This window comes from Brevibacterium antiquum (assembly GCF_016107655.1).
Classification (GTDB): domain Bacteria; phylum Actinomycetota; class Actinomycetes; order Actinomycetales; family Brevibacteriaceae; genus Brevibacterium; species Brevibacterium antiquum.
On the sequence record NZ_JABASX010000002.1, the window covers coordinates 316,496 to 342,812 of the forward strand.

A 26,317-nucleotide genomic window follows, 5' to 3' on the forward strand; every position below is an offset into this window, starting at 1 on the left:
AGGGGGTGCACATCTGACAGCCATCCTAGATACAGGGAATGCCCTGAACTACTTATGTACGTTTAGTTCAGGGTGAATAGCTGTAACACTTTGGTCAACGAATCGACGACATCGAGACGTTCTCGTGATGTGACCGGCCGGTAGTGGCACTCACCTACCGGCCGATGCTGGTTCCAAGACCAGCTGGCAGCCGTACGCTCAGACCGGCCAGGCCTCGGCCCGGATCTGCTTGCGCTGCTCAACTGTGGGCACGCGAACGGTCAATGCCGCAGGCATGACCTCCATCGCCAGATATCCCGACTGGCCGATCGGATCCCCGTCCAGCTGCACATCGAGCTCCTCGCCGGATTCGATGACGACCTTCTGGCATTTCCTGATGTCTGTGTGCAGGCCCTTCGACGTCTTCCGTCCCAGAACAGAGGCAAGGACGCCCACCCATTGGCCCAGGTTCTTCGGACTGACGATGAGCACATCGAGCATCCCGTCATCGATGACGGCCTGTGGCAGAAGCTGGATGCCGCCCTGCAGCTTCCCGCAGTTGCCGCCGAGGACTGATCGCACGCGAGCGGAGACCCGATAGTCGTCGTCGAAAGTCACCTTCACGTGACTGGGGCGGCCGACGAGCTTCCTGGACCCGGCCTCGACGTAGGCCAGCCAGCCGAGACGGGACTTGAGATCGGAATTGGTATCGGCCATGACCGCAGCATCGAACCCCAGACCGGTCATCACAGTGAAGACGTGAGTGTCCCCATCCTCGGCGGTCTTCGCGGTCCCGACGTCGATTCTGCGGTTGCGGCCCCACAGGGCGATGCGAAGAGCCCACTCGGTTTTGTCGAGCACGATGTCGAGATTTCGCGACAGGAGATTACCCGTCCCCAAGGGAACGATCCCCATCGGTGTCGATGATCCCACCAGCGCCGAGGAGACGGCTCGGACCGTGCCGTCGCCGCCGGCAGCGATGACAACGTCGACCCCCTCGTCAAGTGCACGAGCCGTGGCCCCTTCGCCGGAGTCCTCGGGTGTGGTCTCGATGACCAGCGGTGCGCTCCAGCCTTCGAAACGACAGATCGCCTCGGCGGTCGAAGCCAGTCTGCTGACATCGGTCTTGGTCGGATTGACGATGAGAGCGGCCCGGTAGCGGCCAGAGTTCTCGCTGTCTGGACCATCGGGATCGGAGCCTCTGGAGTACTGTCGAATCCGGCTCAGGGCACGACGAGCCCCGGTGCGGTGGCCGACGAAGAACGCGACGAGCAGCACCACGACGATGCCGGCGACGACGAACCACGTCATCATGGGGTCCAATGCGATGGTCATGTCTCAAATTTACAGTGCCCATCTTGAGAGGGAGCTGGCCACCCGCGTGAGTGTCGCTCGAATATCGAAAAGAGTCGAGGGCCGTTAAGCTGAGAGGGTGATCGATCTAGCGCTCCTCAGAGAAGACCCGGACCTGTTCAAGGCATCGCAGGAGGCCCGCGGCTCGTCCGTCGACCTCGTTGACGAAGTCCTCGCCGCTGATTCCGCACGCCGCTCTGCCATCACGGCATACGAGGACGCGCGCGCCGATCAGAAGTCCTTCTCCTCTCAGATCGCGAAAGCGGCCAAAGAGGACAAGCCCGCGCTCATCGCAGAGGGCAAAGAGAAGTCTGCCAAGGTCAAGGCACTGCAGGCCGAGTCCGAAGAGGCGAGCTTCGCATTCGACAAGCTCGCAGGAAAGCTTCCGAACCTCATCGTCGAAGGCATCCCCTCCGGCGGCGAAGAGAACTTCGTGACCCTGAAGACTGTGGGCGAACCGCGTGACTTCAGCACCGACGGCTTCGAACCGGCCGACCACCTCGAGATCGGGGAGACGCTCAAAGCGATCGACACCGCACGGGGCACCAAGGTCGCAGGTTCGCGCTTCCACTACCTCACCGGCTTCGGTGCCAAGCTGGAGATGGCCCTGCTCAACCTGGCCCGCGACGTGGCCGAAGAAGCCGGCTTCATCCCGACCATCACACCGACTCTGGTCAAGCCCGAAGTCATGCGCGGGACCGGATTCCTCGGCGAGCACGCCGACGAGGTCTACCGACTCGAAGCCGATGACCTGTTCCTCGTCGGCACCTCCGAGGTGCCCCTGGCCGGACTCCACATGGACGAGATCATCGACCTGAGCGACGGTCCGCTGCGCTACGCCGGAATCTCCTCCTGCTACCGCCGCGAGGCCGGCTCCTACGGCAAGGACACCCGCGGAATCATCCGCGTCCACCAGTTCCAGAAGGTGGAGATGTTCGCCTACGTCGAGGTCGAGGACGCCGCGGCCGAGCACGAGCGCATGCTGTCCCTGCAGGAGAAGATGCTGGGTCTGTGCGAACTGCCCTACCGCGTCATCGACACCGCGGCCGGCGACCTCGGAGACTCCGCAGCACGCAAATTCGACTGCGAAGCCTGGGTCCCGACACAGGACACCTACCGCGAACTGACCTCGACCTCGAACTGCACGACCTTCCAGGCGCGCCGCCTGCAGGTCCGCGAACGCTACGACGGAGCCACCCGCCCCGTCGCCACACTCAACGGAACCATGGCCAACACCCGCTGGCTCGTCCCGATCCTGGAGAACCACCAGCAGGCGGACGGTTCGGTCACGGTTCCCGCGGCACTGCGCCCCTACCTCGGCGGCATGACCGCTCAGGGACCAGAGGGCCCGCGTTACTGAAGCCACGATCCTCAAGCTTGGAGAGAAATTGCCCGAACACCTCATCGCGCTCGACATCGACGGCACCATCGTCAACTACGACGGATCACTGTCCGAGCCCGTCCGCCAGGTGCTGACCCAGCTCGCCGAAGCCGGTCATCACCTCGTCATCTCCACCGGACGGGCACTGCCCGGAGCGCTTGAGGTCGTGCACGCACTCGACCTCAAGGAAGGGTTCGTCGTCTGCTCGAACGGATCTGTCGTCGTCAAGCTCGACCCCGCTTCGCCGCTGGGCTGGGAGATGCACCACGTCGTGTCCTTCGACCCCAAGGACGCTCTGGAGAAGATGCACGAGGCACTGCCGAACGCACTGTTCCTCGTTGAGGACCCTGACCTGCACCGGTGGGCCTCAGGACCATTCCCCGCGGGTGAGCTCGCGGAATCGGACACGCTCGACATCGTCGATTTCGAGCAGCTCCTGCAGAAGCGCGCCACCCGCATCGTCATGCGAGAGGTCAACGGCACTGCGGAGGAATTCGCCGAGGCTGTCGATCGTCTCGGTCTCCACGAAGTCAGCTATTCGGTGGGCTGGAGCAATTGGCTCGACATCGCCCCCGACGGGGTCTCGAAGGCCAGTGGCCTCGAACTCGTCGAATCCGAACTCGGAATCGACCACGAACTGAGCATCGGCGCCGGTGACGGACTCAACGACATCGAAATGATCGAGTGGGTCCATCACGGAATCGTCATGGGTCAGTCGAAGGACGTGCTCAAACAGCATGCATCGCTCGTGACGGAGACGGTTGACAACGATGGCTTGGCCGTCGCTCTCGTCGACTACTTCGACCTCGACCGCGAGGTGCTTTCACTCAGCGGTTCCCGCGACACCCACACCTGAGGCTCAGCGCGCAGCGCGGGCGTCGAGCACGGCACTCAGGTAGCGTGCGACGCCATCCTCGTCGACTGCGTCGGTGACGGTGGCAGCGCAGTCCTTCACTGACTGCAGCGCGTTGCCCATGGCGACGCCGTGCCCGGCCCAGGTCAGCATCTCGATGTCGTTGGGCATGTCCCCGAACGCCATCACCTGATCACGGGCCACGCCGAGGTGGTCGCACAGTTCCTCGAGCGTCTTCGCCTTCGTGACACCTGCCGGAGCCAGTTCGACGAGACCGTTGACAGGGTCTGAGAACGAAGCATGGCAGTTCGCGGCGACCAGAGGATCAAGCAGCTCGTGGAGGGCCGCTGAGTCCTCGGAGCCGATGCTGACGAGGATCTTCACGACATCACGCGTGGCCAGCTCCGACAGGTCCTCCATGACGTGGGCCTGTCGGGGGTTGCGGGAGATGAAGTTCTTGTCGACGAGTCCGCCGGTGAGGGTCTCGAACGCGAAATGCGCCTCCGGGTGGGAAGCGGTGATCGTGGCGATGATCTTCTCAACTTCGGAGAATTCGATCGTGTGAGCAGAGACCACACTCGCCGAGGCGATGTCATAGACGACTGCTCCGTTGAGGCAGATGACACGACCGAGGTCGGGTATCTGTGCGGCTATCGCTTCCAGCCACCTGATCGGCCGACCGGTGACGAGGACGAAGGGGATGTCCATGTCCTGGCAGCGGTGGATCGCATCGATCGTGGCCGTGGAGATGGGCTTCCAATCAAGCAGAAGAGTACCGTCGATATCACTGGCGACGAGGCCCAGATCAAAGCCTTGAGGTGGCGTCATGATTGCTCCAGCCCTTCCAGATTCTCCTGGACGCGTTCGAGCAGCTGCGCAGCGTCGGCGATGAACCGTTCGGTCGCCTTCGCACTTGGGCTGATCTGTCGCCCGGCGATGATCTCGGTGCGGGCCATCGATGCCGCGAGCACCGCCTCGGCGACCTTCGACGAGGCCTTGGTCAGCAGCTCCGGAGTGTCACCGACAGCATTTCGGGTGTGGCCGGGAACGACCTGCCCGGAGACCGGGTGCTGGGTGTTCAGCCGCGCAGTGATCTCGTCGACGACCGGCACCAGATCGTTGAGGCGCTGCGTCCCCTCGATGATCGTGTTCGCGTCGGCAGACGGACTTCGGCCATCGGCCGACAGCTCGTGGATGGCCACCGAGGTGGTGTAGTAGCGGTCGACGGCGCGGATGAACCGGTCGCGGTTATGGCGCCAGAGTCCAGTCCCGAACTGCTGGTCGGGGCCCTTGCGCGAGGAGGATCCGCCCGGTTTTCGCAGCCCGGAGAAGATGTTCTTCACAGGTAGTTGCCGGTGCGGCGGTCGTCGGCGTCGTCCTGATTCTGGCCGTTGCCGGCTGCGCTCGGAGCGGTCCCGGGTGCCACCATTCCAGCTGGCAGCTGTCCATGCCCGGCAGGCCCCTGCTGCGCCATCGCCTGCTGTGCCATGATCGCGGTCTGGATGCCGTGGAAGAGTCCCTCCAGCCAGCCGACCAGCTGGGCCTGGGCGATGCGCAGCTCGGAGTTCGTCGGAGGGCCATCGCTCGTGTCGAAGGGCAGGTCGAGGCGTTCGAGTTCGTCGATGAGATCCTTGGACAGCCCGTCCTCGAGTTCGTCGATCGACCGGCGGTGGATCTTCGCCAGACGCTCTCGTCCCTTCTCATCGAGGTCGGTGCTGCGAACCTCTTCGAGGAGCTGCTTGACCATGGTCCCGATCCGCATCACCTTCGCGGGGGAGGACACATCGACCTCGGACGATGACTCCTCGACGGATTCACCGGCGGGATTCGTCGGCTGTTCGGGAGTGCTGGTCATGATCGGACACCTTCTTCCTGCGCTGAAGCTCAGACGCGCTGGGCCTCAGCCTCAATGAACCTCAGACGTGCTGCTCGGACTTCGCGGCAGGCGTTGACTCGTCGACGATGAGCAGCACCTTTCCGATGCTTGCGCCCTCTTCCAAGGCGGTATGCGCTTTGGGCGCATCGGACAGGGGCATCGTCTCGTGGACGATCGGGCGGATGCCACCGGAGATCACTGCCGGCCACAACTGTGCGGCCACCTCGGCGACGATCTTGATCTTCTGCTCCTTGGGCCGTGCCCGGAGCGTCGTGCCGGCGACCGACTTGCGTGGCTGCATGAGCGAGGCGATGCTGAGTTCGGCCTTCGCGCCGCCCTGCATGCCGATGATGACCAGGCGCCCGTCGGTGCCCAGGGCCTTGACGTTGGACTTCAGGTACTTCGCGCCGATGATGTCGAGGATGACGTCGGCGCCGGTGGAACCGTCGGGGCGAACGCAGATCTCGTGGACGCGTTCGACGAAGTCCTCGTCACGATAGTTGATGACGGCATCGGCGCCGAGGCTGCGGCAGAATTCGGCCTTGCGTTCGGATCCGACGGTGACGACGATCTTCACGCCGAGGTGCGCAGCGATCTGGATGGCGGCTGTGCCGATTCCCGATCCGCCGCCGTGGACGAGGAGCCATTCGCCGGACTGGATGTTCGCGTTGCCGACGATGTTGGAATGCACGGTCGACAGAACCTCGGGCAGGCCCGCAGCCTCGGTGAGGTCGAGACTGTCAGGGACTGGAAGCAGCTGGCCTGCGGGAACAGGGACCGACTCGGCATATCCTCCACCGGAGAGGAGGGCGGCGACTCGGTCGCCGACTTTCCATCCGGTGACCTCGGAGCCGAGCTCGGCGATCGTTCCGGAGACCTCGAGGCCCGGGATCAGCGTGGCACCGGCCGGTGGGTCGTAGAAGCCCTGGCGCTGCAGCAGATCGGCGCGGTTGACTCCGGCCGCGTGCACTGTGACCAGCACTTCGTCGGCCGCGATGTCCGGGGTCGGCTCCTCGGTGACCTGAAGGACTTCGGGACCGCCTGGAGTGGAAATCGTGATTGCTCGCATGATTCCACTCTAGTGGTTCGGCCGAGATTCGGCCGAGGTCACTTCACGTCTGAGATCAGGCCCGCAGGGTCTCAGGCGAAGAGGCGGAACATCGGTGAGTTCTGGTGCACGCGTTCGATCTCGATCTGCGAGGCGTCCATACGTTCGAGCAGGTTCGGCAGGTCCTCGGCATAGCCGAGTTCGATGCCGACGAAGGCAGGGCCGGTTTCACGATCGGAGCGTTTGACGTACTCGAACATCGCGATGTCGTCGTCGGGGCCGAGGATCTCGTTGAGGAAGCGACGCAGGGCGCCGGGCTCCTGCGGGAAGTCGACGATGAAGTAGTGCTTGAGGCCTTCGTGGACGAGTGAGCGCTCCAAGATCTCCGGGTAGCGGGAGATGTCGTTGTTGCCGCCGGAGACCAGACACACGACGGTCGATCCCGGTTCGATGGCGATCGGCTTGCCCGTTCCCGGCTTCCCGATGGCTGCCGAGGCGATTGCCCCGGAGGGCTCGGCGATGATGCCGTCGACCTGATACATGTCGAGCATCTCCGTGGCCACTGCGCCCTCGGCAACGGGGCGGACATCGACATCGAGGTCGGAGACGATGTCGTAGGTCAGTGCCCCGGCGCGCTTGACTGCGGTGCCGTCGGCAAAGGGATCGATGTTCTCCAAGGTGACCGGCCGTCCGGCCTTGAGTGCCGCGATCATCGAGGCGGCACCCGCTGGTTCGGCGCCGATGACGGTGGTGGCCGGCAGGTTCTGAGCCGCATAGGCCGCGATTCCGGAGATCACTCCGCCGCCGCCGACAGGCACGATGATGTAGTCGGGTGCAGCCTCGAGCTGGGAAGCGATCTCCACAGCGACCGTGCCCTGGCCGGCGATGGTGCGAAGATCGTCGAAGGCCGAGACGAGGAGGGCATCGTTGCGTTCGGCGTGCCGGTGGGCCAGTGCCGATGCGTCGTCATAGGTGGAGCCGGAGATCTCGATCGTGACCCAGTCGCCGCCGAAGTGACGGACCCGGTCGACCTTCTGCCTCGGCGTGGTCTTGGGGACGAAGATGGTGCCCTGGATGCCCAGTTCCTTGCACGCGCGGGCGAAGCCCTGGGCATGGTTGCCCGCCGAGGCGCACACGACTCCGCGGGCACGCTCGGTCTCGTCGAGCTGAAGCATGAAGTTGAAGGCGCCGCGGACCTTGTATGAACGCACCATCTGCAGGTCCTCGCGTTTGAGGTAGACGGTGGAGCCGGTGGCGGCGGACAGCCGCTCCGAAATCTGCAGGGGAGACATGATCACAGAGTCGGCAATTCGCGTCGCGGCCGCTTCGACCTCGTTCGCGAGTGTCTGCTGCTGGGGTGATACGTCTTTTTTCAACACGACTCCATTGTGCTCCTTCTGTGTTGTCCTTGTGCAACTCGTTCCGAGATAAGGACACCCGGCAAGCTGCCCTACCAGCACTCCGCTGCCGCCGACCGGCACTGCGCTGGGGCGTTGAACGCACTGCGAGGGGGCGTTGAAGGCAAGGAAATCGGCGCGGAGTTGATGATTTCTGGTGCGCCCTGAACAGCGCGAGGGCCGTAACATGATTGGATGGAAGATGCCCGTAATTCCTTCAAGGAGGCGACATGGCCATCAGCAGTGAGCTGGAGCAACTGTTAGCCAGCTGGATACCTCGGCAGTCGTGGTTTCCGAAGCACGCCGCAGACTTCGGAACCGACCCCGATATCACCCCGATGTCTGTGGCTCGCGCCTTTGTGTATAAGGCTGAGGAGCTCGGTGGTTTCGCCGGTCTCGTGACCGTGATCTCTGTCGGTGACGGTCCGACCCTGCGTCGGCTCAACATTCCGCTCTCACTGCGTGGAGTCGAAGACATGCACCTGCGCAAGTCGCTGATCGGTCGGATCGATGACCTCGCACTGGGACCGGTCTTCGTCTATGACGGTGCGGCAGACCCCGTCTTCGTCAATCTCATGGCCGATGCGATCACCAAGCGCAAGGTCTTCGACGGCGGCCAGCTGAGCACAGAATCGCTGCGCCACAGCCAGGAGAAGGCGGCAGCATCGCGAGAGAGCCAGCCTGCACAGTCTTCGGTGCCGGCGGCGTCGGCTGCATCTCGGTCAGCCTCGGGCCGCAGCAATTCCCCCACCGAGGTGGTTCCACCGAAGCCATCGAAGGCTTCGTTGGTCACGGACCCTCGTGAAGAGCTGCCCATCGACATCCGTCCCATTGAGGTCACAGACTCCGGCGCCCACAAATCGACGGTCATCATCCACGACGAGTACGAGCCGATGGAGCTCAGCTTCTTCCGTGTGCTGGAGAACGGGATGCCGTCATCGCTGACGATCCCGGTTCTGCTCACCGAGGCGGGCTCCCGCAGTGTTCCCGAAGTCATCGGCTGGGGCTCGGGTCGGTGGTACGACATGTTCGAGGTCACCGAGATGGAGGCTCCGATGGCGCTGCTGTCCCATGTGGACGTCGACGCCGAACCCGCCTGGCGCGAAGCAGTGGACATCGTCTGCGCCGTCGATTCCGGATCGATCGGTGCCTATAACGCTCAGGCCGCAGAGATGGGCCGTCGCATCGGTGAGCTCCACTCAGACATGGCCGCCGAATTCGGCATCGTCGAAGGTCGGGGCGAACCGACGAGGATTCTGGCCAAGAAGTGGATTGAGCGCATCGACTGGGCGCTGGGCCGTGCGCCGCTGGCCCTGGATTCCCTGGTGCCCGAGCTGCGTGCCCACCGCGTGAAGCTGCAGTCGCTGAATACGATCGGCGTGCTGCAGAAGATCCATGGCGAGCTGACTCTTGATCACGTAGTGAGCTCAGGAACCGACGGCTACTCGGTCGTGAAGTTCACGGACTCGACGAACTCGGATCCGAAGCCGGTGGCGCTCGACCTCGTGGCATTGCTGCGCAGCGTTGACTACGCGGCCGGATTCGCACGATTGCAGCGGACCGGCGAGCTCGAATCGGAGGACGGCGGCCTCGTCGTCAACGGCTTCGGCAATGACGCGTCGGCGCTGCGGGCCATCTACGATTCCCCGGAATTCCTCTGGGCCTCGCAGGTGCAGAACTCGCTGCTCAGCGGCTATTCTCGTGCCCGTGGCGAAAGCCTGGGTCTCGGCGATCCTGTCCTGCGCGCAGCCCTCATCGACAGGCTCCTTGTGGAGGTCGTCACCGAACTGCGCAATCGTCCCAACTGGCTCTCGGTTCCGCTGTCGACCTTGGCCTTGGTGCTCAAAGGCAAGCCGGCTCGTGCCGGTGACACCCCCGCCGAGGCGGAACTCAGCGTTCCCGCGACCGCCGCAGAGGTTTCGAGTGCCACGGAGGCTTCGAACGACACTGTGACTTCGAACGACGCAGATGAATCGCGGATGCCCGATCTCGTGGTCGAAGCCGACGATGCTCTCGCTGACGCGGACACCGCGGCCGACGCTGACTCCGAGGCAGACAAGGATGCTGCGGCTGATACCGACTCTGTGATCAACACGGACGCAGACACCACCGTCGACACGGACTCCGAGACAACAGAATCCGCTGAACCTCAGCCACGTCCCGCACCTCGGCAGGAACCGACGGCGCAGTTCACCGGCGCTGCCAGGCCGAGCAGGATTCGTCGCCCAAGTCTCGCCGAGCAGTCGGCCTTCGACGATGAGGAATTCGAGGACGAAGAGGACGAGTTCGTCGTCTCGCCCGTGCCTGCTACGTTCGCTGCGCGCGGTGCCGCCCCGGAGGATTCGGATTCGACTGGTCGACACGTCGTGCAGGAGGAGCAGTCGCAGACTGACGATTCCGAAAAGTCACAGACCGATATGTCCGAGCAGTTGCAGACTGATGCATCTGAGCAGGGCAGCGGCACAGCTAAGCACTGACGCCAGCCCCTCGGGAACCGATTAGCAGAAGACAATCGGTTTATGAGAAACTGTTGTGGCTCAGCCTCGTGCGGAGCAGGCCGTGGTTCATTGTGAACCCTTGGAAGCGTGTCCGAGCGGCCGAAGGAGATGGTCTTGAAAACCATTGAGCGGCAACCCCGCTCCGTGGGTTCGAATCCCACCGCTTCCGCAAAGTGAAAGTCCCCGTTCGCATCGTGAAAACGACTGCGACGGGGACTTTTCGCATCCCTACTCCGTAGCGGCCTCCGGTTCGGACATCTCGGCGTCGGCATCGGGGTCGTCGAAGCTGCGCACGGTGCGCTTGAAGCCGCGGGTGAGCACGGCCAGGTAGATGACGCCGATGGCCAGCCAGACCGCTCCGCCGATCAGTGCGGTCTCATGCAGGCTCACCCACAAGACGCCGGTGAGTATTGCGCCGATCGCCGGCATCACCACGTAGTTGAACGCCGACTTGAAGTCGACGACCTGTCTGGTGCGGAACGCGAAGTGAGCGATGACCGTGAGGTTGACGAAGGTGAAGGCGATGAGGGCTCCGAAGTTGATCAGCGCGGAGATGAACTCGAGGCTGAACGACATCGCCAACAGGCACACCGCGCCGACCAGGATGATGTTGAACATCGGGGTGTGGGTCTTCGGATGGATGTAGCCGAAGGCCTTGCGCGGCAACACGCCATTGCGTCCCATCACCAGCAGCATGCGCGAGACCGAGGCATGGGAGGCCAGGCCCGATGCCACAGTGGCGGCGAAGGCGGCTGCGAGGAAGAAGCCCATGAATACGGGCCCTCCGGTGAGGAGGCCGATCTCCGGCAGGGGGTCGTCGACGACGCTGAACTGCGAATTGTCGGGGAAGAGCTGCTGAGCGAAGTAGCTGGCGAGGAGGAAGATGAGTCCACCGGCGACCACTGTCAGCAGAATCGCCTTGGGCATGAGGCTCACATGCTTGGCCTCATTGGTGTACATCGTCACGGCATCGAAGCCGATGAAGGAGAAGCAGACCACGGTGGCGCCGGTGAGCAACGCGGACATGTGCACGCCCTCATGCATGAAGGGCTCGGCGCTGAAGACGATTCCGGATCCCTCGCCGTTGGTCAGATTGACGACGGCGATGATGCAGAAGAGAGCGACCATGGTGACGGCGAAGACCAGGAGGACGGCGTTGAAGTTGGCCGTTCCGCGCATGGAGGTGGTGACGATGCCGGTCATGATCACGGTATAGAGGACCACCCACACCCAGGCGGGGGCATCGGGAACCAGCGACTCCATATACAGGCGGGCGATGAGGCAGTTGACCATCGGCAGCAGCAGGTAGTCCATGAGGGAGGTCCAGCCGACCAGGAAGCCGAGTCCCGGGCTCATGGTTTCTCGAGTGTAGGTGTAGGCCGAACCCGCTGTCGGGAAGACCTTGACCATCTTTCCGTAGCTGAAGGCCGTGAAGATCATGACGATGAGCGCGACGAGGTACGCGGCGGGCACCGCCCCATCGGTTTCGTCCGATACGATTCCGAACGTATCGAACACCACCGTCGGCGTCATGTATCCGAGACCGAGCCCGACGATGGACCAGAGCCCGAGGTTGCGTTTCAGTGACCCTGACGCAGCCATATCAATCCTCCCCAATGAGTCTTGCCGAATGTCGCAGCGCGCCCACCCGACCGTGCGATCGCACAAGCGCATAAGTGACCTGCGCCATAGACGCTATCGTCGATACAACCGAAAACGCAATCAATCTCACGGAATGAAACGATAACTTCACCTGTGTCGTGTAATTCGCAACGAATCCAGTAGCCCAGGTTGCTGATTGCTAGTGGTGGTGCGCCGCCACGCTTCCCCTCATCCCGCCTAACGAACGACTTTTCAGTAACAGCGAAAAGAGAGTAGGTTGATCAGCATTGGCAATGTCGGACCGCAGAAGTACGGGGTCGAAATGGTTCGGTCCCGAACGGATCCGGCCATGATGCTCGACGAAGAGAGGCAACGGCGAACAATGGCGATCGAAACACTCAGCTCGGCGCAGTCGAAAGCGTGGAAAGACAGGGTTCTGCCCCCAGTGGAGAACGTTGCCGAAGGCGTCTGGGCGATCCCCGTCCCGATCCCCAACAACCCACTCGTCTACACCTACTGCTACGGAATCGCCGACGGCTCGGGTCTGATCCTCATCGATCCCGGTTGGGACGGCAAAGACCAGTACCTGGCGCTCACCTCGGCGCTGGGATCCCTGGGATTCTCCGTCGCGAACGTCCACGGGATCGCCATCACCCATTACCACCGCGACCACATCGGGCTGGTTCCCGCGCTGCTCCACAAGAACCCTGACATGTGGGTCGCCATGCACGGCGAAGATCTGCGCTCGATCAAGCGGTTCTTCTCCCAGAGCGTGGATCTGGGCACAGGGGTCGACCCGAGCATCAACATCGCTCGCGCCTACGGGGTTCCCGAAGACCGCTGGTCCGAGGTCGAGAGTCTCCAGGTCAGCAAGAAGGACGGCAGCAAGAAGGACAAGGGCGGCGCCGGATCCAAGGACGACTTCGCGCTGCTGATGAGCAGCATGCCCGACACCATCACCATCCTCGAGGACGGTTCAGAGCTGCCGCTGGAATCCGGCGCGCTGCGGGCACTGTGGACACCGGGCCACACCTACGGCCACTCGGTCTTCATCCGCGATGAGGACCAGCTGCTGTTCTCGGGCGACCACGTGCTCCCGACGATCACCCCGAACATCGGGCTCGACAGCGGCGCGATCACGCACAGCCTCGGCGACTATCTGGGTTCTCTGGACAAAATCGGCCAGCTGGACGCCGAGGTGGCGGTCCTGCCGGCGCACGGGTTCCGCTTCCAGGGTCTCCACGACCGCAGGCGTGAACTCGTCGACCATCATCAGCAGCGTCTGGATGAGATCACCGCGCGCATGGAGGCCACCGAGGACCACAGCGTCTACTCGATCGCGCAGGGCCTGCACTGGTCGCGCGGATTCGAATCGCTGCACAACTTCAACCTGTTCGCCGCCCTGGCAGAGACCGCCGCCCACATGCACTACCTGGACATCGAAGTCGGAGCGGGGGCGCTCGTCCCACAGGCATGAGGCGAGCACGCCCCAGTGAGAAGAGGAGACGCTGATGAGCACCGAATACGTTCCCGCAGCCGAGGTCAGGCCCGAGACCTTCATCTCGCGAGCCGCTGACCACGTCCAGCGCGGCGCCCACCGCGGGCGTGAGCTGCGCACAGGCATCGAATCCGCGATCGCCGGCTACCGGCGCTACTTCGAATTCCTGTCCATCGCCGAGGCGGACGTCCGTGCCGCTGCCGCGTCGAGTCACGCACGTCTCCAGACGTGGTCGCCGGAGGCCGCCGAGGAGGTCGCGGCTGTAGCCGAGGGCGCGCAGGTGCCCGTGGACGAACTGATGGAGGTCATCGCCCGCACGGAGATCATGACCCTGGCACCGGCCTCGGCGACGGAGTGCTCGACCGTGAGCTTCACCCGCCCGGGAAGCTCGCTTGCCGCGCAGAACTGGGATTGGGCTGCCGACTTCTCGACGCTGTGGCACATCAACGATGTGGGCGCTGTGCCCGGCCAGCTGCGTCATGTGGGCATCGCCGAATACGGGATGCTCGGCAAGATCGGACTCAACGAAGCCGGAGTCGGCGTCCTGCTCAACATCCTCAAGCACGAGGGTGACGGGGCCGGGGGAGTGCCCATCCACATGATCCTCGAACGCGTCCTGTCGACGGCGATGACACTGGACGAGGCGCTCGAAATCATCCACTCGGCGCCCACCACCTCCTCGTCGATCATCACGGTGGTCACCGCCGACGAGGTGGTTCAGGTCGAGATCGCCAACGCCCAGAAACGCGAGCGACGAGCCGGAGGGGCGAGCACATCGCCGGGCTCGGAGTCAGGATTCCTGCTGCACACGAACCACTTCCTCCACCCCGACCTCGTCCCCGGAAGCCTCGAGCTCAACGCGACGTCGACCTCACGGGCACGCCACGCTCACCTCGAACTGCGACTGGAGGAATACTCCGCCCGAGCCGGAACTTCAGGTCCTCCCGAGTCAACGGCCGAGCTCATCGATCTTCTGATCACAGGGCCAGACGAAGCGCCCGTGTCCTGCACCCCGACTCCAGGTGCCGCCTACGGGGATCGGTCGGCGACCCTGGTCACCGTGCAGATCGACCCGAACCGCAAGCAGATCGACCTGGCTCCCGGTTCACCGGCAGACGGAATGCAGGGCAATCGCCGCTATCAGCTCTGAGCTACGAGCGTCAGGCATCAGCGGCTTCGCTTGATGCCTCTTCTTCGCGCATCGAGATGATCGTGTCGAGGCCGGAGGCGATCGAGTTCGAATCATCGAGCGCCGTCTGAGCCAGGCGCCACGGCACCATGTCGAGGTTCTGATCGCCGACTCGGAAACGGATGAATGGCTGCCTGCTGCGGGGGTCATCGGCCTCGAGGTTCGCACCGTAGCGCCACTGTCCGAAACCGATCCGCCGGATGGACTCGCCGATGAAGCGCATCGCTCCGGCGACGAACTCAGTCTCGTCTTCCGTCATCATCTCATCGCGGGAATCGTAGCGGGCCTTGAGCTGCTTACCCAGCCGGATCAGCGCCTCGCGCCCGAATTCCCATGAGGACGGATCGGCCTGCTCCTGGGTCCAGGCGGCGATGCCCGGTTCCACGGTGCCGATGAAGCGGGAGAGGAACTCGACCTCTTCCTCGCTGGAGTTCTCAGCGGTGAGCATCCCCATCGCCAGGCCGGTGCAGCTGCGCTTCGGCTCGCCGTCACCGCCGAGGTTCTCGCGGGCCTTGGTCAGGACAGCCGTGAAGACCTCGGCGGTCCGGGCATCGACAGCGGCGAGGATGATCGCCAGGATGGGAATGGGCTCACCCTTCAGCGGACCCTCTTCGGTGTCCGGGCGGATGAAGGGCATCCCGTTTCCGGTCTCCTCGTCGTGATCCCAGGCTCCGCCGATCGCACGGAGATAGGTCTCGCCGAGGTAGCGGATGAGGCCCTCGACGAATCTGCGGTTCTCCGGGTCGATCACCTCGTCGGGGGAGGAGAATTGGGAGAGGACGAAGAACTCGAGCATCGGCAGAGACTTGGGACCGAAGTCCTTGGGGAACGGCACCGTCTCCCCGTCTTCCTTGTCGAAGGTCTCGGGCAGGTCGGCGAGGACGAAGGCGCCGAGGCGGACATCCATGTTGTTGATGAAGGCGTAATATTCGCGCTGTAGTTCATTCACGGCCACCACTTTAGTGCCTTGGTGCCGGTCCTGGGCGTTCGCGGTGGCGAGCCTAGGCCTTCTGCGAGAAGTCGAGCAGTCGACTGAGGATCCGCACCATCTGCGTCGAGTCGATCTCGACGACCTCGTGAAGTCTTTTCCCGGCAGCTGCACGCAGAGATGACTGCGAGTGGACGGCGGTGAGCGCTTCGATGAGGTCCTTGAGCGGAATCGTCGAGGCGGCTTCCGCGAAGTCGATGGCATTTTCGATCAGCGATAGGATCCGCTGTCCTTGGAAAGAGTGCAGCTCTTCGTACCTGGGGTAGAGGCCAGGCGTACGCAGACAGTACAACTGGATCTCATGCTCAGCGATCACCTCGGCGGCGGTGGCCCTCTTCTGGCTGAAGGTGTCGTCGATGAACTCCCGGAGGAAGCCTTCGATGTCTTCGGGGCGACTGGAGTTGAGGCGATCGCGCCAGCGTTCGATGCTGGCGTCGAGCATGTCCAGGTCGTGGGAGGTGCGCTGTTCGATCGTGGCCAGAACCAGATCGTCGCGGCTGGAGAAGTTCGAGTAGAACGCTCCCCGAGTGAACCCGGCGGCCTCGCAGATCTCCTCGATCGAAGCCCCATCGATGCCCTTGACGGCGAAGACGGACACGCCCGCCTCCACCAAGGTGGATCGGGTCTGCCGTCTGCGGGCGCTGAGATTGTCTGTATTCATCGAACATTTCATCGTCGTGGCGGTCGCTTTGCTGGTGTGGCGGTGTTGCTGTCGCGGGGGCGGTGCTGGTGGGGCCAATGCGCGCCGGTATCGGCCTGGGCATCCGATGAGAATCTTCAAGAAACTCCTGATGCATTTGCGCTGAGGGCACTGAGTCAACAACAATACAGTACTGTATCCAATACACTTTTGTATCGAGGTCTTCGTGTCAACATTCCTGTACGCCCTGGGCCGTCGTGCCTATCGCACTCCCATCCGATTCATCGCTCTGTGGTTGGTGATCTTCGGACTCGTCGGTGCCGGTGTGGCAGCATTCGCGAAGGACTTCGACGACGACTTCACCCTCCCCGGGTCCGAAGCCCAGGTCGCACTCGACTCGATGAGGGCGACCTTCCCCGAAGCCTCGGGCGTCGCGGCGTCCGTCATCGTCGTCGCCGCCGATGGTGACTCGGTTGAGGACTCCACGTACAAGGATGAGATCGAGAAGGAAGTCGATCGGCTCGAAGACCTCCCGCACGTCGATGCCGTGACCTCGCCCTTCGACGACTTGGTCGAAGGCGCCATCAGCGCCGACGAATCCGCCGCAATGATCTCCGTACAGTACGACGGCACCCAGCAGGAGGTCGGCGAAGCGGCCCCAGACCAGCTGCTCGAGGAACTGGATCCGCTCCGCGACGCCCTGCCGGACGGCTCCCAGGTCGAAGGCGGCGGTGAACTCTTCCAGATCACCGGTGTGGCGATCTCCTGGGTCGAAGGCATCGGCGTCGTCATCGCCTTCATCGTTCTGCTGCTCACCCTTGGTTCCTTCCGCGCAGCGGGCATGCCCCTGATCACGGCCCTCATCGGCGTCGGCATCTCCGTTCTCCTGGTCGTGGGATCCACGGCCTTCGGCGCGGTCAACTCCTCATCGATCATGTTGGCGCTGATGTTGGGCCTGGCGGTCGGCATCGACTATGCGCTGTTCATCGTCTCCAGAGCCCGGGCACTCCTGGCCGAGGGCCACGATCCGCTCGAGGCCACAGGACGGGCCGTCGCCACCGCCGGATCGGCCGTCGTCTTCGCGGGCATGACCGTGATGATCGCGCTGCTCGGCCTGTCCCTGGCTGGTATCCCGTTCCTCACCGTCATGGGCATCGGCGCCTCCGGCTCCGTCGTCATCGCCGTGTTGATCTCCCTGACGATGGTTCCCGCCTTGCTGGGACTGGTCAAGGAGAAGATCACCCCCAAGCCGACGAAGCGCTACCGTCGGGCGTTCGCAACCGCCCAGAAGAAGGCGGACGACTCCGTCCCCCGGTCATCCATTGCCGCCGAGGCGGAAGCTGAGGCCGGTGAACCGTACCCGAAGACGATCATGAACAAGTTCTTCGCCGGTTGGCTGCGCGTGGTGACGAAGATTCCACTGCTGACGGTCGTGATCATCGTCGGTGGCCTCGCACTGTTCGCGATCCCCGCCTCCAACCTCCAGCTCTCCCTGCCGACCGCAGGCAGCCAGGAGGAGGGCACCCCCGCTCGAACCACCTACGACCTCATCGACAAGCACTTCGGGCCCGGCTTCAACGGACCGCTGGTGATGACCAGCGAGATCGTGACCTCCGATGACCCCCTCGATGACGTCGAGAAGATCGAGAACGAGATCGAAGACGTCGACGGCGTCGACCAGGTCGTCCTCGCCACCCCGAACCGGGATGCGACGACCGCTCTGTTCCAGATCATCCCCACCACGAGCTCCGAAGATCCGGCGACTCTCGACACCGTCGACCGGCTCCGCGACCTGAGCGCGGACATCGAGGACGAGGACGGTTTCGAAACCGCAGTCACCGGCGCCACGGCGATCCAGATCGACGTCTCCGACCAGCTCGGCAAGGCGCTGGTGCCCTTCGGCATCTTCGTCGTCGGACTCTCGATCATCCTGCTCATGATGGTCTTCCGTTCGATCTGGGTGCCGATCAAGGCCACCGGCGGCTTCCTCCTGTCCGTCTTCGCCTCCTTCGGCACGGTGGTCCTCGTCTTCCACGACGGACTCTTCGCCGGTCCGCTGGGCATCGACTCGACAGGGCCGGTGATCAGCTTCCTGCCGATCATCCTCATGGGCATCCTCTTCGGACTCGCCATGGACTACGAGGTGTTCCTCGTCTCCGGAATGCGCGAGGCCTATGTCCACGGGGCCACAGCCAGGGACGCGATCAAGACCGGCTTCGCCTCCTCTGCCCGAGTGGTCTCGGCCGCGGCGATCATCATGTTCTCCGTCTTCGCCGCCTTCGTTCCCGCAGGCGAGCCGATCATCAAGTCCATCGCACTCGCCTTGGCCTCCGGCATCTTCGTCGACGCCTTCCTGGTGCGCATGTCCCTGGTGCCTGCCATCATGCAGATGCTCGGCGACAAGGCCTGGTGGCTGCCGAAATGGCTCGACCGCATCCTGCCCCGACTCGATGTCGAAGGAGAGGGCCTGGCCCACGAGGTGGCTCTGCGGGACTGGCCGGAACCGAACTCCGACTACCGGATCTACGGCCGCGGCATCGCTGTGCGCTCGGGTCGACGCGGATTCGCCCAGGTCGACATCTCGCTCTCACCGGGCCAGATCCTCGTCGCCAGCGGCCAAGCCCGCAAAGCACTTCTGCTCGCCCTCTCCGGTCGCGTCGGGCTGACCGCCGGTGAGATGAAGATCGGCGACATGGTCCTGCCCGAACATGCGGGACGGGTCCGTCGTCGTGTTCCGTACTTCGACCTCGATAAGAACGGGCCGGGGAAGGTGCCAGGAGCACGCGAGCTCTCACAGCTGCGCACCTCGGCGCCGGATCTGCTCATCATCAGCGAAGCGGGCGCACTGGCCGGCGAAAGTGGCCGGGACGGTCGCGATCTGCGCGATCTTGTCTATGATCTGCAGGCCGAGGGCACGGCAATCGTGCTGGGCCTGCCAGGCGGCGACGTCACCGGGATCCTGTCCCCGAATACGAACTACTTCCACCTCGACCTCGACGAGGCCCAGCCCGAGGCTGAGCGTGGAACCGATAATGACAACGGCGGCGTGCAAGCCCACGCAGCCGGTCGCAGCGAAATGGAAGGCGTGCAGTCGTGAGACTCGAACGTGCGAACTCGAAACGGCCCGTGACCTGGCTGTCCCTCTTCGGCCTGGTGCTCATCCCGATCATCGTGGCCGCTGGATTCATTTTGGCCACGTACAACAGCACCGACCGCCTCGATACGATCGAGGCCGCGATCGTCAACAACGATGACGGCGCCGAGGTCGATGGTGAGACCGTGCCGATCGGCCGGCAGCTGACCAGTGGGCTCGTGGGCGAAGAGGACAAGAACATCCATTGGGTCATCACCGATGCAGACGATGCGAAGAAGGGCATGTCCGATGGGACCTACGCTGCGACCCTGACCATCCCCGAGGGCTTCTCCAGGGCTGTGACCTCGGTCAGTGACGCCAAGTCCGCAACTCAGACGCAGCTCGACGTCGATGTCTCCGGGGTGGCTCCGGCCGCCGACACCCAGATCGCGCAGTCCGTTGCCGGAGTGGCGCGGACAACCTTCAACACGAAGATGACCGAGACCTATCTCGACAACATCTATGTCGGCTTCAACGACATGGGTGATCAGATGAAGGACCTCGGGGACGCCGCAGGAGAACTCGATGACGGCGGCGAGGATCTGGCGAAGGGGACGAAGAAGTCCGCAAGCGGTGCGGGCGAACTCTCCGACGGCATGGAGAAGCTCGACTCCTCAGGATCTGAACTCAACAAGGGCGCCGGGGACCTGTCCAAGGGTGCTGGTGAACTGTCGAAGGGCACCTCCGAGCTCTCGGGCGGTCTGCAGGACATGAAGAAGTCGACAGCGGACCTGCCCGACAGCACGCAGAAGCTGGCCGACGGCGCAGGGGAGCTCTCCGGTGGAGTCGATAAGTACACGAAGTCGATCGACCAGATCATCAAGGGCTTCGCCGGTTCCGGTGACTCGGGTTCTGGTGAGGGCAAAGGCGGAATCGACGACCTCGTCAAGGGCGGCAAGGACCTCGACAAGGGTGCCAAGGGAGTCTCCGAAGGTGCCGAGGGTCTGTCCTCGGGGCTCGGGAAGTACCGCGACGGTCTCCAGGACGGTGCTGACCAGGCCGATCAGCTCGCCAAGAGCGGAACCGTGACCGGTCTCGACGACCTCGTTTCGGCGGGCATGATGACCCAGGACGAGGCCGATCAGGCACGTGCTCAGATGTGCCCTGCCGGCACACCGGATGAGGTGTGCGCCGGCATCGAGAAGGCCTACGCTCAGGGGCTCCTCAACGGCACCTCGGGCGGGCTGAACAGCGCCGTCGACGGTCTGGAACAGAAGAAGGACGGGCAGTCGCTGCTCGGCGGCGCGGACAAGCTCGCCGATGGTGCCGATGAGCTCAGCGACGGCATGAGCAAGTTCGTCAAGGGCCTGGAAGACGGCCTCGGCGAACTCACCAAGGGCATGGAGGACATCTCGAAGAATGCTCCGAAGCTGCTCGAGGCCTCGAAGGGGCTGCGTGAGGGGGCCTCCGGTGTCGCCGAAGGCAATCAGAAGCTCGCCGACGGTATGCCGGAGCTGAGTGACGGCATCGCCAAGGTCGCAGATGGCTCGAGCGAACTCGACGACGGTGCAGGACAGCTCTCCGATGGACTCGGTGAGTTCTCCACCGGACTCGACAAGTACACGACCGGAGTCTCCACCGCCGCAACCGGCACCTCTGACCTTGCGAACGGATTGGATACCCTGTCCGAGGGCACAGACAAGTATTCGCAAGGCGTCGGCAAGTTTGCCGATGGTGTGAAGAAGGGCGCGGACGAAGTCCCCACCTATTCGGCCCCGGAGCGTGACAAGCTCTCCACCGTCGCCTCTCAGAACATCAAGGCGCCGAGTTCCTCCGAAGCGGGCGATGCGCTGCAGGGGTCGACGCTCGCGCTGCTCATCATGCTCGCCTTGTGGGTCGGCGGACTCGTCACCTACACGGTGCTCAAGCCGATCCCGGCCTCGACCCTGCTCTCGACGAAGTCCTCAGCGGCAGTCTGGCTGCGTGGATTGGTGCCAGGCGTGATCGTAGGATTGCTGCAGGCCCTTGTGCTGTCGATCCTGGCGGTGAGCGTGTTGGACATCGGTGCCGTCCAAGGCTTCGACATCGCGGTCCTGACGTTCGTCTCCGCGCTGGTGTTCATGGTGCTCAACTTCGCCTTGGTGGCGTGGTTCGGCGGCGTCGGCAGGTTCCTGTCGGTGATCGCTGTGGTCCTCGCAGTTGCCGGACGAACGATCGGCGCGGTGCCCGGCTTCTTCGACTTCCTTGCCCCGATCCTGCCGCTGACGCCGGCGATGAACGGCTTCGCCGCGATCACCGCCGGAACCACGGGCGTGGGGGCCGCCTATGGTGGCCTGCTGGCCTGGGCGATCATCGGAGTCGTGATGTCCCTGCTCGCGATCGTGCGAGCCAGGACCACGAAGCCCGAAGCCGCCCTCGAGATGGCCGACGCATAGGGAGTAGGGGAGACCTGCGTGGGTGAGACTCACTTCGACCTAGCCATCAGCGTTCTCCCGACTGCCTGCGTCGCCTGATTCCCGTCTGGGGATCGCGGCGGACCACAGGCTGCGGAGTTCTATCGTCGAAGTCAGACTGAGTTGGTTGCAACCAGCTCAGTCTGACTCAGAGTACTCAGCCGCGCAGCGCCACCCGCCTCTGTGGACATCTCGGGGAGCTCAGCCCCGCACCTCAGCCTCGGGAACTCGCGCCATGCGCCGCAGCAGAGCGTTCGGAGACCCGCGCCCAGCGGACCCCTCAGATGAGGTCGAGAATGGCGGTGGCTGCGGCGTTGGAGTCGTTCAGTGTTGCTGCGTTCGTCTGGGGATTCGCGGCGATCGCCAGACCCCACTGGACGGAGGAGAGCTGAATGGACAGCGCGAAACGGCGGGGGTGCACGGTGCCTTCGACATCGATCGTGCGGTAGGGCCGCGGCGTGAGCGACAGTCCGTTGAGGAACTTCTCACGACCGTCGTCCAAGGTCAGACGGGCGGGCGTGAGTTGGCCGCGTTCGACCATCCCGTGCACCAGCACATCGGCGGCCCGGGACACCGCGTTCGTCGGTGATGCAGCATCGATGACGACGCTGCCCGTGATGCCACCCGCGACCTGCGCCGAGGTGACTGTGAAGATCTGCGGCAGCGGGTCCCCGCCCGTAACCGCGGGCCTCCCGTGTGCAGGTGCAGAGACATCGGGATTCGCCTCAATGCGCATGTCCGGGCCGATGAACTCGACGAGGCCGGCTTCGGCCAGGGCGAGAAGCTCAGCGATGCGCTGCGGGGGAGGACCGTCGCAGATGCCGGAGACGAAGCTTTCGAACCAACCGCAGATCTCCATGTCGATGCTGACCCGGTCGATGTGGCCTGCCACGATGAGCTCTTTGAGCAGCAGCCGAGACTGCCAGAGCACGGTGAACAGCGACTTCTCGGCACTGCCCTCGGGGCCGGCAAGCGAATCGTGGAGGTCGGCGCGGAGGAAGTCGAGCATCCACTCGTGCAGGGAGTTCTCCTCCCTGGGGCCTCGGCTATCGAACTCTCGCCCCTCGAGCGGGTTGAGCAGCTCGTGCAGTGACATGCGGTGAGCGGGGTCGGGGACGAGGCTCTCCTCGATCTCCGACCAGGCGAAGGCCTCGCGGGTGACACGGCCCTGGCGCGCAGCCTCGGCGGCTTCGTGCTGGCGCGACTTCGCAGCGGCGTCAGTGTTCCCAGCGTGTAAGTCGGTGGACTCGTGTGCCTCCGGGTGGGTCTCCTGCCAGGTGCGCCTGGTCAGGTGTCGGGACACCGCCTCGGCGATGGCCTCACGGAGCTGACCAGGGTCACCGGCGAACGCCTCGGGACGGATCCGGGACAGGGTGCTGTAGTAGGCGAGACGAAGGTCGGCGAGGATGAGCGGCCACAGCTGGTCGTTGAAACGTGCTCCCGCTTTTCGGTCACCGTCGAGGTCGTCGAGGCCGGCCAGCAGTGCGATGTTCTCCCGCGTGAAGTAACGCAGAGGCCACGGTGATCGCGGGTGGGCCTGGCAGATGGGCTTGCTGCGGTAGGGGACGCCGCGGCGTGAGCCGAGCAGCAGGCGAGGCTCCTCACCGCTGCGCACATAGCGCAGCTCGCCCGCGATGTCGGGATCCGGGTCGAAGCGGCCTCCACGTTCATGCGTGAACAGTGTCTGCAGGTCGAAGTAGTTCAGACCCATGCCGCGGACGATGACACGGTTGCCGGGTGCCACCTCGGCGAGGGGAGCTTCAGCCGGCAGACCCTGAGGGATGTAGAGTCCGCCGGTGCGCTGTGCGAAGGCCGCGAGCCGGGCACGTTCCTCGGTCTGCGCGCTGGGGATGTGGCCGACCGCGAGGACGACGGCCGAGGCGATGATGGCGGTTCCGTCCTCGCAGCGGACCAGCTGCGGCGGCACGGTTTCAGGGTCCGTGGACGTGTGGCCCAAAGGCTCGACGGGCGGGAGATCGATGACCGATTCGACTGTGGTCGGGTGTTCGACGATCGTGACGAAGTCAGGTGCCGTGTCGCGGATGCGTGCATAGGAGTCGCGCAGATAGCGGCCGTAGAGAGTCCGGCTGGGGAACGTGGCATCGACGGGGTCCGTTCCGCCCTCATCTCGATACCACTGTGCCATGTTCGGACCGAACCGATCGGAGGCGCCATTCGGGGAGACGAACGAACAGCTGGCATCGGGGAAGATCGTCTGCTCGGCGATCGTCGTGTTCATCAGCAGGGACTCGGGCTGATCCGTGCGCCAGACGATTCCCGCACCCGGAGGATAGGGATCGATGAGGTGGATGACGACCGTGGGCGGTGTATCTGCGCCCGAGAATCGTTCGGCGGCGAGGGCGACGAGTCTCTCGAGGACCGAGAGCCCGCGCGGACCGGCGCCGATGATCGCCACCGAATGGGCCTGCGCGTCTGGACCGTCTGCAGCGGGTGAGTGAACCTCAGATGGGCTTCCGGCTCCCGACTGTGGCGAGGAAGTCGTCACCCTTCATCTCCGGCTCCCGGGCCTGGGTAGCCGGGGAAGTCGTCGCCGGGCTTGAACCCCTTCGGGTAGCACTTGCCTTCGGCGTTGGGCTCGCCGGGCTTCGTGGTCTCGGTGGGCTCACCGCCCTCTTCTCCGGCGGGTGCCTCCTCGGACGCTGCCTCCTCGTCGGGGGCCCCTTCCGTGGGCTCCTCCTCTGCGGTGTCCTTCTTCTCTTCCGGGGCTGCAGTATTGGTCGGCTTGGGCGTCTCCTCACCCTTGGACGCGCCCTTGACCTCGCCGAGGATCCACTTGTGGAGGACGTCGAAGTCGGGGTCGTACGTGGGGGTGACGTCGTTGTTGATCTGCACCGTCGTGACGTCGCCCTTCTGCATCGAGATCGCAAGTTCGATGAAGGCCGGGACCTCGTTCTGCGGAATCGAGGTGGCGATGTTCTTGGTCGCCGAGTTCGCGAGTTTGGGGTACGCCGTGGCGAGTTCGCGGGGGTCGACCTGATCGAGGGTGGTCTTGATCATGCGCTGCTGACGGCACATGCGGTCGTAGTTGTCACTGCCTTCACGTGAGCGCACATACCAGAGTGCGTCCTTGCCCCTCAGCGTCTGCGGACCCGGATCGACCCAGCCGTAGACCTCGTTGGCGGCTCCGGACATCGACTTGCCGCCGCCCATCGGGATGGGGCGTTCGACGTCGATCTTCACGCCGCCGATGGCATCGACGACGTCCTCGAACCCGGCCATGTCCACCGCAGCCCAGTAGTCGAGGTTGAGGCCCAGAGAGCCCTCCACCGCCTGCATCGTGGCGAACATTCCCGGTTCCAGACCGTGGGGGTTGCCGATGTCGTCCTTGTTCTGCTCGCCCCATTGCCAGACGGAGTTGATGAGGTCGACCGACGATTGACCCGTGGGCCGGAAGCCGTCGGGCCAGGCCTTGTCCAATTCGCTGCCTTCGGGGAAGATCGGGAACGCGAGATTACGCGGTACAGAGATCAGTGCGGTATTGCCGGTTTTCGTGTCGATCGAGGCGACGAGCATGGTGTCGGGACGTGTGCCCTCACGGTCATCGCCGTTGTCGCGGCCCATGAGGAAGACGTTGATGTAGGGTTTGTCGGCCCAGAGGTCCTCGGCGCTCTTGGCATGTCCTGTGCTGTCGCCGAACAGGCTGGAGACCGTATTGCCCTGGACTCGGGCGTAGACCGAACCGACGCCGAGGGGAATGCCGACGATGAGTGCGAGCGAGACGACGAGCACGCCGGCCATCTTGTTCTGCCACGGGGCGTAGCGGTGACCCTTGCGCAGCCCGAAGTGGGAGATCACGATCGCGAGGACCCAGATCACGCCGATGATGGCGAGGATGATCGCGAGGAAGGTCAGCATCGTCGGACTTGAGACGACGGTGCCGAATGCGCGGATCGGTCCTTTGACGAGGACATAGACGAGGGCGATGAGGAAGGTGAGGACGAATCCGCCGAGCAGGATGAAGCCCAGTGGCCGGAATCGTGTGCGCAGCAGTCCGATGCCTGGCAGCAGGGTACTCAGTGAGGTCCAGCCGACGAGGCTGGGGAAGGCTTCTCCGACCCGCGAGGAATGGCGCCGTGCGCGCGAGGTCTCGGCGGGGCGTGCCGCTTCGTCTGTTCGGCGGTCTCTGCGCCGCGGTGCTGCGCTTGCATCGTCAGCGACTCTGTCTGCTGATGTCCTCGCCGAGGCGGGGCCGCGGTTGCGCGCATCGGCGGGCCGGGCGGCGTTGTCGGGTCTTGGTTCTGGTGCGGAGGCGGTCTGCTCCGGTGTGCTGGCACTGCGTTCCTGGGCCTCGGCGGCAGATGCCACACCTGCGGCGGAGGCCCCGCTGGCGCCCGCGGCACGAAGCATCCGTGCTTCGCGGCGAGTGCGTGGAGCTACTGGACGAGGCGTCGGTGCCTTCGACTGATTGTTCGAGGAGCTCGGCTGCTGTGAGGAGGAGGACGAACGGCGTGCATCGGCCGAATTCTGT

General features: G+C 64.2%; 18 protein-coding genes and 1 tRNA gene. 8 read left to right on the forward strand and 11 right to left on the reverse strand.

Annotation, left to right across the window (positions count from 1 at the left end; genetic code table 11):
- Positions 1 to 198: 198 nt before the first annotated feature.
- Complete coding sequence (locus JFC13_RS04680; protein ID WP_232488190.1) at positions 199 to 1,314, reverse strand: diacylglycerol/lipid kinase family protein; 1,116 nt, start codon at positions 1,312 to 1,314, stop codon at positions 199 to 201.
- A 97-nt stretch (positions 1,315 to 1,411) separates the two neighbouring features.
- Here JFC13_RS04680 and serS point away from each other — a divergent pair, with 97 nt between their 5' ends.
- Entirely contained in the window at positions 1,412 to 2,692 is a 1,281-nt protein-coding gene (gene serS, locus JFC13_RS04685; protein ID WP_198395937.1) for a serine--tRNA ligase, read from the forward strand.
- A 28-nt stretch (positions 2,693 to 2,720) separates the two neighbouring features.
- The gene (locus tag JFC13_RS04690; RefSeq protein ID WP_198395938.1) at positions 2,721 to 3,569 is read left to right on the forward strand and encodes an HAD family hydrolase; all 849 of its coding nucleotides are present in this window, start codon (positions 2,721 to 2,723) and stop codon (positions 3,567 to 3,569) included.
- A gap of 3 nt (positions 3,570 to 3,572) precedes the next feature.
- Here JFC13_RS04690 and JFC13_RS04695 read toward each other — a convergent pair whose 3' ends face one another.
- The 5 genes from JFC13_RS04695 to ilvA all read right to left on the reverse strand — a co-directional run bounded on the left by JFC13_RS04695 (position 3,573) and on the right by ilvA (position 7,869).
- A complete protein-coding gene (locus JFC13_RS04695) occupies positions 3,573 to 4,394 on the reverse strand; it encodes an HAD family hydrolase (protein WP_198395939.1) in 822 nt (273 codons plus the stop codon).
- The gene (locus JFC13_RS04700; protein WP_198395940.1) at positions 4,391 to 4,909 is read right to left on the reverse strand and encodes a hypothetical protein; all 519 of its coding nucleotides are present in this window, start codon (positions 4,907 to 4,909) and stop codon (positions 4,391 to 4,393) included. Before JFC13_RS04700 ends, JFC13_RS04695 begins: the two co-directional genes overlap by 4 nt.
- Positions 4,906 to 5,421, reverse strand: coding sequence for a proteasome activator (locus JFC13_RS04705; protein ID WP_198395941.1), 516 nt, complete (start codon positions 5,419 to 5,421; stop codon positions 4,906 to 4,908). The genes JFC13_RS04700 and JFC13_RS04705 overlap by 4 nt, the downstream gene beginning before the upstream one ends.
- A 61-nt stretch (positions 5,422 to 5,482) precedes the next feature.
- The gene (locus JFC13_RS04710; RefSeq protein WP_198395942.1) at positions 5,483 to 6,511 is read right to left on the reverse strand and encodes an NAD(P)H-quinone oxidoreductase; all 1,029 of its coding nucleotides are present in this window, start codon (positions 6,509 to 6,511) and stop codon (positions 5,483 to 5,485) included.
- Positions 6,512 to 6,582: 71 nt separating this feature from the next.
- Positions 6,583 to 7,869, reverse strand: coding sequence for a threonine ammonia-lyase IlvA (gene ilvA, locus JFC13_RS04715; protein ID WP_198395943.1), 1,287 nt, complete (start codon positions 7,867 to 7,869; stop codon positions 6,583 to 6,585).
- A gap of 248 nt (positions 7,870 to 8,117) precedes the next feature.
- On the opposite strand from ilvA, the gene JFC13_RS04720 reads away from it, so the two are divergent.
- Both JFC13_RS04720 and JFC13_RS04725 read left to right on the forward strand, forming a co-directional pair.
- Positions 8,118 to 10,364, forward strand: a complete 2,247-nt coding sequence (locus JFC13_RS04720) for a maltokinase N-terminal cap-like domain-containing protein (RefSeq protein WP_198395944.1) — start codon at positions 8,118 to 8,120, stop codon at positions 10,362 to 10,364.
- Positions 10,365 to 10,466: 102 nt separating this feature from the next.
- A tRNA-Ser gene (locus JFC13_RS04725) sits at positions 10,467 to 10,554 on the forward strand.
- Between the two features lie 59 nt (positions 10,555 to 10,613).
- Here the strand turns inward: JFC13_RS04725 and JFC13_RS04730 are convergent.
- Positions 10,614 to 11,987, reverse strand: coding sequence for an APC family permease (locus JFC13_RS04730; RefSeq protein WP_198395945.1), 1,374 nt, complete (start codon positions 11,985 to 11,987; stop codon positions 10,614 to 10,616).
- Positions 11,988 to 12,264: 277 nt separating this feature from the next.
- Here JFC13_RS04730 and JFC13_RS04735 point away from each other — a divergent pair, with 277 nt between their 5' ends.
- Both JFC13_RS04735 and JFC13_RS04740 read left to right on the forward strand, forming a co-directional pair.
- Positions 12,265 to 13,464, forward strand: coding sequence for an MBL fold metallo-hydrolase (locus tag JFC13_RS04735; RefSeq protein ID WP_232488192.1), 1,200 nt, complete (start codon positions 12,265 to 12,267; stop codon positions 13,462 to 13,464).
- 34 nt (positions 13,465 to 13,498) lie between these two features.
- Complete coding sequence (locus tag JFC13_RS04740) at positions 13,499 to 14,635, forward strand: C45 family autoproteolytic acyltransferase/hydolase (RefSeq protein WP_198395946.1); 1,137 nt, start codon at positions 13,499 to 13,501, stop codon at positions 14,633 to 14,635.
- 10 nt (positions 14,636 to 14,645) lie between these two features.
- Here the strand turns inward: JFC13_RS04740 and JFC13_RS04745 are convergent, their stop codons facing one another.
- A complete protein-coding gene (locus JFC13_RS04745; RefSeq protein ID WP_198395947.1) occupies positions 14,646 to 15,623 on the reverse strand; it encodes a hypothetical protein in 978 nt (325 codons plus the stop codon).
- Between the two features lie 52 nt (positions 15,624 to 15,675).
- Positions 15,676 to 16,323: a TetR/AcrR family transcriptional regulator gene (locus JFC13_RS04750; RefSeq protein ID WP_198395948.1), complete on the reverse strand. Its 648-nt coding sequence runs from the start codon at positions 16,321 to 16,323 to the stop codon at positions 15,676 to 15,678.
- A 205-nt stretch (positions 16,324 to 16,528) separates the two neighbouring features.
- On the opposite strand from JFC13_RS04750, the gene JFC13_RS04755 reads away from it, so the two are divergent.
- Together JFC13_RS04755 and JFC13_RS19805 are read left to right on the forward strand one after the other, a co-directional pair.
- Complete coding sequence (locus JFC13_RS04755; RefSeq protein WP_198395949.1) at positions 16,529 to 19,399, forward strand: MMPL family transporter; 2,871 nt, start codon at positions 16,529 to 16,531, stop codon at positions 19,397 to 19,399.
- Entirely contained in the window at positions 19,396 to 21,810 is a 2,415-nt protein-coding gene (locus JFC13_RS19805) for a YhgE/Pip family protein (protein ID WP_198395950.1), read from the forward strand. Before JFC13_RS04755 ends, JFC13_RS19805 begins: the two co-directional genes overlap by 4 nt.
- A gap of 298 nt (positions 21,811 to 22,108) precedes the next feature.
- Here JFC13_RS19805 and JFC13_RS04765 read toward each other — a convergent pair whose 3' ends face one another.
- Complete coding sequence (locus tag JFC13_RS04765; protein ID WP_198395951.1) at positions 22,109 to 24,334, reverse strand: FAD/NAD(P)-binding protein; 2,226 nt, start codon at positions 24,332 to 24,334, stop codon at positions 22,109 to 22,111.
- Positions 24,331 to 26,196 (reverse strand): LCP family protein, encoded by a 1,866-nt coding sequence (locus JFC13_RS04770; protein ID WP_198395952.1) that lies wholly within the window; start codon positions 26,194 to 26,196, stop codon positions 24,331 to 24,333. Before JFC13_RS04770 ends, JFC13_RS04765 begins: the two co-directional genes overlap by 4 nt.
- Positions 26,197 to 26,317: the final 121 nt, after the last annotated feature.